This is a genomic window from Bacillus sp. 2205SS5-2, from assembly GCF_037024155.1.
Lineage (GTDB): Bacteria > Bacillota > Bacilli > Bacillales > Bacillaceae_K > Bacillus_CI.
Window position 1 is genome coordinate 66,236 of record NZ_JAYKTS010000004.1, and the last position, 13,430, is coordinate 79,665.

Below are 13,430 nucleotides of genomic sequence, written 5' to 3' on the forward strand. Positions count from 1 at the left end.
TTATGAGAGCAACTCTTTCAAAAAAATAGTTATAACCACGAATTTATTGTATCGAGAATTCCGTCTAGAGGTACTTCACTTACTGGAATATCTGGAATCGATTCTAAAAATTCCGTTCCATAACGGGCCGTCAAAATTCTCCGATCAAATATTAGAATGAGACCCTTATCTGAACTTCTTCGTAGTAGTCGTCCAACTCCTTGTTTAAAACGGATAACCGCTTCTGGTAATGAATAATGAGAAAACGAATTTATCCCTGATTGCTGGAGTTTTTTACTTTTCGCTTTCGTAACCGGTTCACTGGGAGATGCAAACGGAAGGCGAACCATGACTAAGCAGGATAAATCATCCCCTGGAATGTCTACACCTTCCCAAAAGCTATTTGTTCCAAATAATATCGCTTTTTCAAACCGCTGAAAATTTTTGGTTAGCCGTTGACGACTTCCACCTGTAATTCCTTGTGCCATCAAAATGTAATCGTCAAGTAAGCCGCTTTCTTTCATCAAGTCATAAGTTAACTTCAGCATTTCATAGGAAGTAAATAAAATCAACATTCTCCCTTTTGTAGCCTCTGCAATAGGGATTAAATGACCCGCAATCGATTCTGAATACTCTTCAATTGAGACGGATTGAATATCGGGAATATCTGTTGGAATTAGCAATTTAGACTTCTCTTTAAAGGCAAAAGGAGAAGGAAATCGAAACGTTCCAACATTTTCAGTTAACCCTAAAGCTTGTTGAAAATAGGCAAAGGAATGTTTGACAGTTAACGTTGCAGATGTGAAAACAATGCTTTTCTTTTTGGAATATAAAGACTGAACTAACACAGGTCCTACTGATATCGGTTGCAACGTCAATTCAAGGCTATTCGGGATCGAACGAACATCACCTTCTAGCCAGACCACATCTTCATTGTCAGGTTTCAATAACATACTTTCTACATTCATTCCAAATTCATTCCATTGTGTGAGAAAGGCATAACATTCTTGAATAAACACTTTATCACGATGAGGAAGCCATTTATACGCTTCTACAATTTGTTCGACTATCATGCGTAAGTTCTTTTCAACATCCCCTACACTGCTATATACACGCTCTGCGGCGTAGATAAGCGGTTTTCTCATCGTTTGCTCCAGCGAGACGGTTACTTTTTGATTGGTTTTTGATCTATGAAACTGTAGTACTGTTTGACCTAGTAACTGGAATAATTCATGAATGTTTTCAAAGGACTCACCGATTAGTGAATCTAATTCAAATGGATTATACGGCACAGCCAATGCGTGACGGTGGATGAGTTCATCGAGTTTATAAAACAACTGTTTTTGTTCAAGGGTCCCTAGTTGTCCCATTAAAAAGCGCACTGATATAAAATCGACTGAGCTTCCTAAGTATCTTCTCGCCACACTTTCAACATGATGAGCTTCATCAAGAACTAAATATTGATATTTCGGTAAAATTGTCCCCATAGTTTTCACATCTGTTAATAACATACTATGATTTGTAATAATAAGATGAGCGACTGCAGCTTTTTGTTTTGCATGAGCATAAAAGTCCCTATCTAGCCACGGGTTCTCCGTTTTTGAAAGAGACCAATTGTCATGCTTTAATCGATTCCAAAAAATTCGTCCACCACTAGATAAGTTTAATTCATCAACATCCCCATGTTCAGTCTTTAATAACCAAACGAGTAATTGCATCTTCGTTATGACTGTATCATACTGACTGTCTTCTTCAGCTAGTAGTTGTTCGAATTTATAGATATTCAAATAATGACTTTGTCCTTTCAATAATGCGATGTTCAATGAAAATGGCAGAAGGCGTTCTAGGTTTGGTAACTCTTTGTGCAACAGTTGTGTTTGCAATTGAATCGTATGAGTACTGATTACTACCGGTTCTTCTGTTTCATAAGCGCGATACGCTGCAGGAAGTAAGTAGCCTATTGACTTTCCAATTCCAGTTCCAGCTTCAATCATACAGTGACGATCATGAGTAAAACTGTTATACACTTCATTCATCATCTCTACTTGACCTTCTCGTGATTCAAACCCTGGTAGTTTTCTTAAAATTTCTCTTTTTTCGTTTTCCGTACGTGGATATGTACTTGCTTGTTTTGGATGTACATCAATGATTTTTTTCCTTTTACGCAAAGCCAGCCCTCGGAATATTTCTAATTGTTGTGGAAGTTCTTCGACTTTCTTCTCTTTCGCTCGAATGGTTGCTTGCATAATCATACCAATATCACTTTTTAAATAGCTGGCTAGCTCCTCTAAAATACGGAGAGTTACTAGTGGAAAATCATTTATTTGCTTAATAAACAATAACAATAATTCCGCAGTTACGATAGCATCACTATCGGCACGATGCGGTTGGTCATGTTGATAGGCAAAGCGTTCTGAAAGCTCCGTTAATTTAAAACTATCCGAAGTCGGTAAAATAATTTTAGCTAATTCAACCGTATCTATTGTAGGCCCTGAAAAAAGTGGATATCCCGCTTGCTCCAATTCTGCCAGAAGAAATGTTAGGTCAAATTGAACATTGTGAGCAACAAAGACCGAATCCGCTAAGATTTCTCTAATTTTTGGAGCAATATCTGCAAAAACGGGTGCATCCTGAACCATTTCCTCGTTGATTCCTGTTAATTCTTCAATAAATAAAGGGATTGAGGTATGGGGATTTAGAAAGGTTGTATATTGATCGATAATTTTTCCATCTTCCACAATCACTGCTGAAAGTTGAATAATTTTATCCCCTTTTTTTGGTGAATTTCCAGTTGTTTCTAAATCCACGACCACCATTCGCTTTAACTTCATTTCCATCACTACCTTTAGTTTCTATCTCTATTAGTTTGCCTTAGTTTTCTATATTCAAACTCCTCTATCCCTTGTTAGTTTACCACATAATCGTAGCGAATGACTTCTTCAAAACAATGCCTAAAACACTGAAAAATCCGGATAAATAAGGATATATTTACAAAATTTGTGGCTTTTCGAATCAATTAATCATCTATGATAAAGCTTTGTTTTGCGTATCCTTTCGTCTATTTTGATAAAAACAACGTGATATGAAGGATTTAATCAAAATTAAAATGAAATTGCCACAATATATACGAAAAGAACCATAAATAAAGGACCAACTCCTTGAGTTAGTCCTCATTATTTTATACAAGCCTGTTTTCACAAAGCTGTTTTCGCAAAGGTTGTGGCTTTTCGAATTAGCTCTCAATACGTGATGAAGATTGACTTCGGGCATCTTTTCGCATCATTTTTAACACGGAATGAGGAATAAAAAGAGTGTTTCCATCCTTTTTTGTATGCTACAGCAACAAAGTATGCGAAAAGAGCCTTTCACAAAGAATGCGGCTTTTCGAATCAGTCTATAAACCTATATTTAGATCAATTTAAGGGCATCTTACATCTATTTTTGATGCGAATCAAAAGCAACATGGAGGATTTCATCAAAAAATAGATGTAAGAGCAACAATGCATTCAAAAAGTGCCTTATACAATAACCGTGGCTTCGGGTTCAGTATAGAGCATCTCTTTAATATGATTATGCTCATTCATTACAGCAACTTTTGGTTGGTGAGTAGCTACTTTTTCATCTGACACAAGAGCATAAGATATGACGATAATTACATCTCCTACTTGAACGAGGCGAGCAGCTGCCCCATTTAAACAAACAACACCGCTCCCTCTCTCACCGGATATAATATACGTTTCAAGACGTGCGCCATTATTGTTATTCACGATTTGCACTTTTTCATTAGCGACCATGCCCACTGCATCCAAAATGTCTTGGTCAATGGTAATACTTCCGACATAATTTAAATTTGCTTCTGTAACGGTTGCCCGATGAATTTTCCCGTTCATCATTGTTCTAAACATTATGAATCCTCCCTGGTTGACTGATATCGATTATGATGTTGTCAATTAATCGTGCTTTTTGAAAATGAACGGCAAGTGCTAGAATGATCTTCCCTTGAAGTTCTTTCATACTATCTAATTGTGGGTAAGAGTATATTTCAACATAATCCACCATTCCATTTGTATGTTCTTCTAAATATAAGATTATCTCTTGCCTTATCTCTAGCGGGTTTCGTTTTCCTTGCTCTATCAACTGCTTACCAAGTAAGAGGCTTTGATAAAGATAAGCTGCTTTTTCTCTTTCAGTTTGCGAAAGGTACACGTTGCGAGAGCTTTTAGCTAGTCCATCTTCTTCCCGAATTGTAGGAACCGAAACGACGGTAAGTGGAAAATTAAAATCATTTACTAGTCCTTCTATGACCGCAACTTGTTGGGCATCTTTTTGCCCAAAATATGCGACATCAGGTTGAACTAAATGGAACAATTTTGAAACGACAATAGCCACTCCATCAAAGTGACCCACTCGTGTTCGTCCACAAAGAACATTCACACGTTCAATAACCTTCATTTGTACAGAAGCTGGTTCCGGATACATCTCCTCCACACTAGGAAGGAATAATACATCTACGCCATGATCTCGAGCCAATTGCTCGTCTTTTTCCATATTACGTGGGTATCGGTCAAAATCTTCATTCGGTCCAAATTGTAAGGGATTCACAAAAATACTCATCACCACAACATCATGACTCTTTCTTGCTTCCTGCATTAAGGACAAATGCCCTTCATGCAAAAAACCCATCGTAGGAACAAATCCGATTGTCCTATTTTTTTGTTTTAAAGATGAGATTGTCTGCCTTAGTTCTTGTATGGTTGTGATTTTCATCATTATTTTATTCCACCGTATAAGGAAGTTAGTTCTTCTTCTTTCATAGAAAAAGTATGTTTTTCTTCAGGAAATTGGACTGTTTTTACTTCCAAGACAAATTGCTCTAAGCTACTGCGAATTAATTCATTGGCGTCCCCATATTTTTTTACGAATTTTGGGATACGATCCACACCATAGGTGATGATATCATGATAAACCAATACTTGTCCATCAACAGCAGCTCCAGCACCAATTCCAATCGTCGGGATAGTCAGTTCTTCTGACACACGTTGGGCAAGTTGATGAGGAACGCATTCTAAAACAAGCATAAACGCGCCTGCTTCTTCGCATCTTTTGGCGTCCTCAATGAGTTTTTGAGCATCATCAGCTGTTTTCCCTTGGACTTTATATCCACCCAGCACACCAACCGATTGAGGAGTTAGTCCGAGATGAGCAACGACGGGGATGCCAGCTTCTGTAAGAGCAGCAATCATGTCGATGACTCTTCCAGCTCCCTCTACTTTCACTGCTTCTGCCTGTCCTTCTTGAACTAACTGTTGAGCTGATAATAACGTCTGCTCTCGCGAAAGATGATACGTCATAAACGGCATATCCGTCACAGTAAAAGTATTAGGAGCACCTCGTTTGACAGCTTTCGTATGGTGAATCATATCAGACAATGTAACCGGAACGGTTGAGCCGTAACCAAGGACGACCATACCAAGCGAGTCACCGACTAAAATCATCTCCACCCCCGCTTCTTCTGTAAGTTTAGCTGAAGGATAATCGTATGCTGTCACCATCGAAATTTTCTCTCCATGTTCTTTCATCTTCTGAAAACTAGTTGTTTTTTTCACTCTTCTTCCTCCTTTGTTAGAGGAGACGAAACTAAATAAAGGATCCTTCAATAAGACAGAAGGACCCTGCGGTTGCGTTAGCGTTTCGACCCTCTGTCCCCGTCCATTATGGATCAAGGCAGAATATTACGTTTTTATGAAATTTACAAATTAGGTGCAGTTCTTACCAAGATACTGCCCACTTGCATTATATCAAAGAATATCCTTATTGAACATCTTCTCAATCTGACTGTATTTGAATATCAGCCGAGTAGATTTCACGAATTTCCCCACTCTCTTCTCTTACCAGTAAAACTCCTTCATCGGTTATCCCCATCGCTTTTCCGTAAATCGTTTCATTCATCGTACGAGCCATGATGTCCTTACCAATTGATATAGCATAACTTTCCCATAAAAGCTTAATCGGATAAAACCCTTCTCTCATATATAGAGAATAGTATTTTTCAAGTTTTAATAATATTTGTTGAACAAGTGCCGCTCGGGAAACTGGTTTCCCTCCTTCCAACCGAATGGATGTAGCGACATCTTTAATTTCTTCTGAAAAAGATTCTACTTGCTGATTCACATTGATTCCAATACCAATGATTACGGCATTAATTTTATCTGATTCCGCAACAAGCTCAGTTAGAATTCCGGTTATTTTTTTACCATTAATTAACAAGTCGTTAGGCCATTTAATTTCGGCCTCAACATCTGTCAATTCTCGGATGGCTTGAACAACTGCGACAGCTGAAATTAACGTAAACTGAGGGGCTTTTTGTGGCGGAAGATTCGGTCGTAAAATCACACTCATCCAGATCCCCGTATATTTTGGAGAATCCCATTTTCTCATGAGTCTCCCTCTTCCAGCAGTTTGTTCTTCTGCAATCACAATGGTCCCTTCAGGCACATGATCATGAACTAAAATATGAGCCAACTTTTGCGTGGATTCAACAGAGTCGTTGTAATGAATGACACGGCCAAGCTTTTCGGTCGCAAGCCCCATTAACAATTCATCTTCTGAGACTTTATCAGGTGCTTGGAGAATACGGTACCCCTTTTTTCTAACCGCTTCTAGCTCGTACCCTTCTTTGCGTAATTCCTCTATATGCTTCCATACTGCCGTTCGAGAACATCCGGTCTCGTTCGCTAAATCTTGGCCAGATAAGAAAGCGCCTTGTGCTTCTGCGAAAGCTTCTACTATTTTTTTTCTGATAGGAGATTGCACTCTTTTACCCACTCCTTAATGGAACTTTCTTCATTTTCAATATCCCGCTCCACAACCGCTTTTTCTATATCCGTTAGTAATTTTTTCACCCAAGGTCCTCCTGAGCGATCACCTAGAGCCATTAAATCGGTCCCTTTTACTGCTAAGTCGCTTCTCTGCTTGATAGGTAATTTATCATACTTTACTTTCAGTAAGTTTGAATCTACTGCTTTATTCTCTAGCGCACCATAGATCTCTTCAACCGTAAGCGCAGTATTGATGCCCGAAAGATATAATTGATGCTCATTTAAAGGACCTCTCACCCTTTCATTAAGAACAGACAATGCTTGGTAAATTGAATTTTTTTTCACATTGGACATTCGCCATTGAGATAAACATTCCTTGGGTTGCTTACACTTCGTAAGAAATAAAAACAGGACCCAAAACGATTCTTCAGAAGAAAGGAAAGTCATATAAGCTGATAATTTGGATAACTCTTCCTTCCGTCCTCTCATTCCTGGTAAAAACTCGAACAACCCCGTTTGAACAATGATTACTAATGACTGACTAGAATTTTTCCCTCCTAGTAATTTCTGCATTTCTGCATAAATTCGTTCGACAGCGATATGCCGTAAAAGATGTCCATATTCTTTTAATGCGTCTGTCGTGGTTGCAGATAAATCAAAACCTAGTTGACTGACAAACCGCACCGCTCTCATCATCCTCAGCGCATCCTCCTGAAATCGATCACTCGCTTCTCCAACGGTATGTATTTGTTTATTGAGCATATCTTCTTTCCCATTAAACGGATCGATAATGATCCCATTTTCGTCCATGGCCAGACTATTCATCGTGAAATCTCTGCGCTTGAGGTCTTCTTTTAAAGACCTAATAAAGTGAACTTTATCCGGCCTTCTAAAATCTCTATACTGAGATTCTGATCGGAAAGTAGTAATTTCATAAGTCCTGCTATGGTATTTCACTAAAATGGTCCCATGCTCGATTCCGACATCAATGGTAGAAGAAAATAGATCCTTAACTTCTTGAGGAAGCGCTGAAGTCGCAATATCTACATCTTGAATAGGGCGCTGGAGCAAATAATCTCGAACCGACCCACCAACAAAATAAGCTTCATGCCCTGCTTGTATTATTTTTCTTAGAACTGGAATCGCGACCGAAAAAGGTTTGGATAGTGTCATAACCCTTCCTCCTTATTTCTCCATTAGCTCATGATATATATCTTCATATTGCTTTACGATTCTTTTAGAGTGAAAATGATTTTTCACACTGTTTACTGCAAACTCAGACATACTGTGGTGAAGAACTTCATTACTTAACACTTCAACTGCTTTTGAGCTAATATCAGCAACATCCCCTAAATTACATATATATCCATTCTTGTCGTTTTGTATGACCTCTGGAATGCCACCAACATTGGTCCCAATACATGGCACACCGCATGCCATTGCCTCAAGAGCAACCAAACCAAAACTTTCTTTCTCAGATAATAAAAGTAGTAAGTCACTCATAGAGTAAAGGGCTTCTAAGTTTTCTTGCTTTCCAAGAAAAAGGACACGATCTTTTAGACCGAGCTCGTGTACCATATTGCAAATCATGCTAATTTCTGGACCATCACCGACTAATAACAGTTTACTTTTGACCTTCATTGACACATGATGAAACACTTTAATTACATCTTCGACTCGCTTAACCTTCCGAAAATTCGAGACATGAATCAACACCTTTTCCTCAGGAAAAATGCCATACTCTTCTCGTAAATGATGAGAATCAATTTTTCGATATACTCTCTCATCAATAAAATTATATACGGTATGAATGGCTTGATCCGGTTTGATTAAGTCATAGGTTTGTTGAACTAAAGATTGAGAAACGGCCGTTACATAGTCTGATTTCTCAATGCCAAACCGAATGCTATCCTTAAGTGAATGATCATTCCCTAAAACCGTAATATCTGTCCCGTGTAGAGTGGTGACAATCTTGATATCTTTTCCTGACATTTGCTTCCCTAATATTGCACACACCGCATGCGGTACGGCGTAGTGTACATGAAGGATATCAAGTTTGTCACGTTTGATAACTTCAGACATCTTATTTGCTAAAGCAATATCGTAGGGTGGATATTGAAAAACGGAATAGCCATTAATATCAACTTGGTGAAAAAAGATATTTCGATACACTTTATTTAAGCGAAAAGGCATGGATGATGTGATAAAGTGAATTTCATGTCCTTTTTCAGCCAGTAATTTTCCAAGCTCTGTTGCGACTACACCTGACCCGCCAACACTCGGGTAACACGTAATACCAATTCTCAACTTTTTCATTCTTACTCTCCTAACAAATCTTGATCCAATACGATGGCTTTTTCTGTTTTAAAACCCTCTGCGTAAAGAAATCCAGTTTCTTTTCCAAAGACTCGTTCACGGGCCATCACCCCGTCGATGTATCCATTGGTTAACGGAGTTTCCACCCCATTATCTCCTCTTGTGAACTGGCTTTCATACGCTTTCAACGAACAAATTTTTTTCTCCATAAACTTATCAATTTCAACAAAAAAATCCGGCTGATGAAACCCATTAATCATGTAGTAATGAAGAGCCTTTGGCCGATGAGCAGAATCCTGTGTTTCTGCCATAAATTTATGTATACCTGCTGAGAAAGTCGCTTCTCGAACAAGCCTTGAGGCATTACCGTGATCAGGGTGACGATCTACAGCAAATGGTGCGAAAACGAGCTTTGGTGCATAAGCTCGGATTATTGCCACAATTTTCTCTATGTTTTCTTCCTTCATATACAGTCCCCGGTCAGGTAAATCTAATGTCCTGCGTTCAGTCACACCTAAAATGTTAGCGGCATTCTTAGCTTCTTCCATTCGTAATGAAACGGTTCCATTAGAGGAATAACTCGCTTTTGTTAAATCACAAATCACTACTTTTTTCCCTCGAGCCGCTAGTTTAGCAATGGTTCCACCCATGCCAATCTCCACATCATCTGCATGGGCCCCGAACGCGAGTATATCTGTTCGATATTCTGCTGTCATATTATTTCTCCTTTATTACACTTCTCCATGTTAAGTCTCCTCTTTCAAGTCCTTTAATCAGTATTTCTGCAGTTCCCATATTGGTAGCTAAAGGCACAGCGTAAACATCACAAAGACGAAGCAGTGCTGTTACATCAGGTTCATGAGGTTGAGACGTTAAAGGATCTCTAAAAAAAAGAATCAAATCTAGATTATCTTTCGCAATCATCGCTCCGATTTCTTGATCTCCACCGAGAGGACCAGATTGGTACCTGTGAACAGCTAACCCTGTTGCTTCAATAATCCGAAGCCCTGTTGTGCCAGTGGCGAACAATGAATGATCCTTAAAAATATGGGTATACGCTATAGCAAAACCGATGAGATCATCTTTCTTTTCATCATGGGCAATTAAAGCAATGTTCATAACTCCACTTCCTAATCTAGTATATTTTCCAAACCATATACAAGTGTATCAATTTTCATCACCGTTTCAACCGAAAGTTTGATACCACTCATAAATGACTCTCGATGAAAAGAGTCATGTTTAATCGTTAAACACTGACTGTTTGACCCAAACATCACTTGTTGATGGGCAACAAGTCCAGGAAGACGGACACTATGAATGCGAAATCCATCTAATTCTGCTCCCCGAGCCCCTTGTATAGATTCAACTTCTTTTTCATGACCTTGCTTTTTCGACGTTCGTTCAGACTGAATCATCTCGGCTGTCTTAAGAGCCGTTCCAGACGGGGCGTCTAACTTCTGATCATGGTGCATTTCAATAATCTCTACATCCTCAAAATATTTGGCGGCCATTTTCGAGAACTTCATCATCAATACGGCACCTAGGGCAAAGTTTGGTGCGATAATGCCCCCCAAATTCTTATCCTCTGAAAGTTGTTTTAGTTCTGAGAGTTGTTTAGATGAAAATCCCGTTGTACCAACGACAGGTCTAACCCCGAAGTTCAGTGCCGTTTTGGTATGCAAATACCCTACCTCTGGTACGGTTAAATCAATTAATACATCTGCCTCTATATCTTGTAAACAATGTTCAAGGTTTGAGAAAACAGGAATACTCTCTTGATATTCCGTAATGTCTTTTAATTGCTTCCCATCATGCTTTCTGTCTAGAACTGCGGTAAGAACGAATTCAGGCTGATCTAAGACCATTCTAACCGCTTCACTACCCATTTTCCCTCTTGGACCTGCAATAACGATTTTCACACTCATTCTGTATCGTCCTTTCTAGTCCAGCGATCTTTATCTCTCGTGGAAAATTTCCGCAATACTCTGTCATGCGCTTCTTCTAAGTTAATTCCTTGAGAATTAGCAAAACAAATTAAAACAAATAAAAGATCCCCAAGCTCTTCTTCAATCGTTTTCTCTTCCTCAGTTGTTTTTTTTGGTTTCTCTCCATAATAATGATTCACTTCTCTTGCTAACTCTCCAAGTTCCTCGGTGAGCCTAGCCATCATGGTTAAAGGACTAAAATAACCTTCTTTGAATTGAGATATGTATTGATCTACTTCATTTTGAAGTTCGACAATAGTTTTTTGCTTCTTCACTGGGTACTCCCCTTTCACCTTTTCTTTTCCATGTTAGCTAAAAGGAATGTTTTTGACAAATAATAATAACTATCTACTCGTTCGCTCATTGCTTGTACTGTGGACATCCTATATAATATTTCTGTTATACATTAGATTACTTTAGGGAGGAAAGAACATGTTGTTTGGACTTAGATTAAAAAACATTTTGTTTATTATCTTTGGATCTGCTATCTTCAGCTTTGGCATAGTTCACTTTAATATGCAAAACAATTTAGCGGAAGGCGGATTTACAGGTATAACGCTCTTATTATATTTTACCTTAAAAATCAATCCTTCTTATAGTAATTTACTTCTGAATATCCCATTATTCTTTATTGGTTGGAAGTTTTTAGGTAAGAATGTTTTCCTTTATACCGTTATCGGAACAGTTTGTGTTTCCGTTTTCTTGGAGGTTTTCCAACGATTCGAAATCGAAATTGGATTAGATGGAGACTTATTTTTGGCCGCACTTTTTGCTGGAATCTTTATCGGTATAGGTCTTGGGATTATTTTTCGCTATGGCGGTACAACTGGTGGTGTCGACATTATTGCTCGTCTTACCCATAAATATATTGGTTGGAGCATGGGGAAAACGATGTTTTTATTTGACGCCATTGTTATTACCATTTCATTAATTGCTTATTTAGAGGCACGAGAAGCGATGTATACTCTTGTTGCGGTGTTCGTGGGTGCAAGAGTCATTGATTTTATGCAAGAAGGTGCATACGCGGCAAGAGGTGCAATGATTATTTCTGAACATCACGAGCAAATCTCTGCTAAGATTCTCGAAAAAATGGATCGAGGTGTTACGGTTCTTAAAGGGCATGGTGCTTTTACAAAGTCTGAGCGAGAAGTTTTATATTGTGTGGTGGGGAAAAATGAAATCGTTCGCTTGAAAAATATCATTACCGCGGTTGATCCTCATGCCTTTGTCTCTGTAACGGTTGCACACGATGTTTTAGGGGAAGGCTTCACCTTAGATCAGGACAAGAATCCGATCGAAGTCTAATAGGTAACTATCGTAACTCTTTTGAAAAGGCTCTTTTCGTACACATTGTGGCTATTTCATCTGATTTCTGATTAAATCGCCTATTCCACTGTTTATAGACTGGTTCGAAAAGCAACAACCTTTGCGAAAACAGACTTTGAAAAATAACCCAGTACTTATTAACAGATTTTTAGAGATCTGACTGTAATCGTAAAACGTAATAACCAATAAAAATATGTGTTATCATGCAGGTATTTATTGATTCTGTTGTTCGTGATTCAGAATTTGTAAATAAAAATTGAATAGGTTCACGTGCGGAATTTGAGATCTAAAAAAGAAGTCACGGTAACCGTGACTTCTTTTTTAATCATCGCCCTGCATTCCTGTATAGATAAGAACAAGACGTAATAATTCAATCACTGCTACAGCAGCGGCTGCAACATATGTTAAGGCGGCTGCATTCAATACCTTTTTTGCATGGCGCTCTTCATCATTACGAATCAAGCCTAAATTCACAATTTGATCCATTGCACGATTGGATGCATTAAACTCGACTGGCAGGGTAATTAATTGAAATAAAACACCCGCTGCCATTAATACAATGCCCAATAGCAACATACCAGAAAGTTGCGAAAAGAACCCAATCATAATAAAGATCCAGGATACGTTTGAACCTATGTTAGCTACCGGTACTAGCGCATGACGAAATCGTAGAAATGCATAACGTTCTTTATCTTGAATTGCATGGCCCACTTCATGTGCAGCAACCGCAGCACCCGCAACAGAATGTCCTTGATAATTAGTGGGGGATAGAGCAACGGTTTTCGTCATAGGATTATAGTGGTCACTTAGAAAGCCACGACCCTCGACCACTCTTACTGCTTGCAAACCATTCTCGTCAAGAATTCGTCTGGCTACTTCTCTTCCACTCATTTCCGCCGTCGTTGCTACCTGTGAATATTTCTTATATGTCTTTTTCACTTTCATCTGTGCCCAGATAGGAATCAGGGAAATTAAGATGAAATATAGAATAAACATTTTCTACCTC

At 38.6% G+C, this 13,430-nt stretch carries 13 protein-coding genes; 1 reads left to right on the forward strand and 12 read right to left on the reverse strand.

Annotation, left to right across the window (positions count from 1 at the left end; translation table 11 throughout):
- Window positions 1–29: 29 nt before the first annotated feature.
- From dinG to U8D43_RS04005, 11 genes are all read right to left on the reverse strand, one after another.
- Window positions 30–2,810, reverse strand: a complete 2,781-nt coding sequence (dinG, locus tag U8D43_RS03955; RefSeq protein ID WP_335869688.1) for an ATP-dependent DNA helicase DinG — start codon at window positions 2,808–2,810, stop codon at window positions 30–32.
- 687 nt (window positions 2,811–3,497) lie between these two features.
- Entirely contained in the window at window positions 3,498–3,884 is a 387-nt protein-coding gene (panD, locus tag U8D43_RS03960) for an aspartate 1-decarboxylase (protein WP_335869689.1), read from the reverse strand.
- Window positions 3,877–4,749 (reverse strand): pantoate--beta-alanine ligase, encoded by an 873-nt coding sequence (gene panC, locus U8D43_RS03965; protein ID WP_335869690.1) that lies wholly within the window; start codon window positions 4,747–4,749, stop codon window positions 3,877–3,879. The genes panD and panC overlap by 8 nt, the downstream gene beginning before the upstream one ends.
- Window positions 4,749–5,585 carry a 3-methyl-2-oxobutanoate hydroxymethyltransferase gene (gene panB, locus U8D43_RS03970; protein ID WP_335869691.1) on the reverse strand — a complete coding sequence of 279 codons (837 nt, stop codon included), beginning with the start codon at window positions 5,583–5,585 and terminating at the stop codon, window positions 4,749–4,751. The genes panC and panB overlap by 1 nt, the downstream gene beginning before the upstream one ends.
- Window positions 5,586–5,805: 220 nt before the next feature.
- Window positions 5,806–6,792, reverse strand: a complete 987-nt coding sequence (locus U8D43_RS03975) for a biotin--[acetyl-CoA-carboxylase] ligase (protein ID WP_335869692.1) — start codon at window positions 6,790–6,792, stop codon at window positions 5,806–5,808.
- Complete coding sequence (locus U8D43_RS03980) at window positions 6,765–7,970, reverse strand: CCA tRNA nucleotidyltransferase (protein ID WP_335869693.1); 1,206 nt, start codon at window positions 7,968–7,970, stop codon at window positions 6,765–6,767. Before U8D43_RS03980 ends, U8D43_RS03975 begins: the two co-directional genes overlap by 28 nt.
- Before the next feature lie 12 nt (window positions 7,971–7,982).
- A complete protein-coding gene (gene bshA / locus U8D43_RS03985; RefSeq protein WP_335869695.1) occupies window positions 7,983–9,113 on the reverse strand; it encodes an N-acetyl-alpha-D-glucosaminyl L-malate synthase BshA in 1,131 nt (376 codons plus the stop codon).
- 2 nt (window positions 9,114–9,115) lie between these two features.
- Window positions 9,116–9,829 (reverse strand): bacillithiol biosynthesis deacetylase BshB1, encoded by a 714-nt coding sequence (bshB1, locus tag U8D43_RS03990; RefSeq protein ID WP_335869696.1) that lies wholly within the window; start codon window positions 9,827–9,829, stop codon window positions 9,116–9,118.
- Window position 9,830: 1 nt separating this feature from the next.
- Window positions 9,831–10,232: a methylglyoxal synthase gene (gene mgsA / locus U8D43_RS03995; protein WP_335869697.1), complete on the reverse strand. Its 402-nt coding sequence runs from the start codon at window positions 10,230–10,232 to the stop codon at window positions 9,831–9,833.
- Window positions 10,233–10,243: 11 nt separating this feature from the next.
- On the reverse strand, window positions 10,244–11,038 hold the full coding sequence (gene dapB / locus U8D43_RS04000) for a 4-hydroxy-tetrahydrodipicolinate reductase (protein WP_335869698.1): 795 nt from the start codon (window positions 11,036–11,038) through the stop codon (window positions 10,244–10,246).
- Window positions 11,035–11,355 (reverse strand): nucleotide pyrophosphohydrolase, encoded by a 321-nt coding sequence (locus U8D43_RS04005; protein ID WP_442893554.1) that lies wholly within the window; start codon window positions 11,353–11,355, stop codon window positions 11,035–11,037. Before U8D43_RS04005 ends, dapB begins: the two co-directional genes overlap by 4 nt.
- Window positions 11,356–11,530: 175 nt before the next feature.
- Here U8D43_RS04005 and U8D43_RS04010 point away from each other — a divergent pair, with 175 nt between their 5' ends.
- Complete coding sequence (locus tag U8D43_RS04010) at window positions 11,531–12,403, forward strand: YitT family protein (RefSeq protein WP_335869700.1); 873 nt, start codon at window positions 11,531–11,533, stop codon at window positions 12,401–12,403.
- A 342-nt stretch (window positions 12,404–12,745) separates the two neighbouring features.
- Here U8D43_RS04010 and U8D43_RS04015 read toward each other — a convergent pair whose 3' ends face one another.
- A complete protein-coding gene (locus U8D43_RS04015) occupies window positions 12,746–13,420 on the reverse strand; it encodes a zinc metallopeptidase (protein WP_335869701.1) in 675 nt (224 codons plus the stop codon).
- Between the last annotated feature and the right edge of the window lie 10 nt (window positions 13,421–13,430).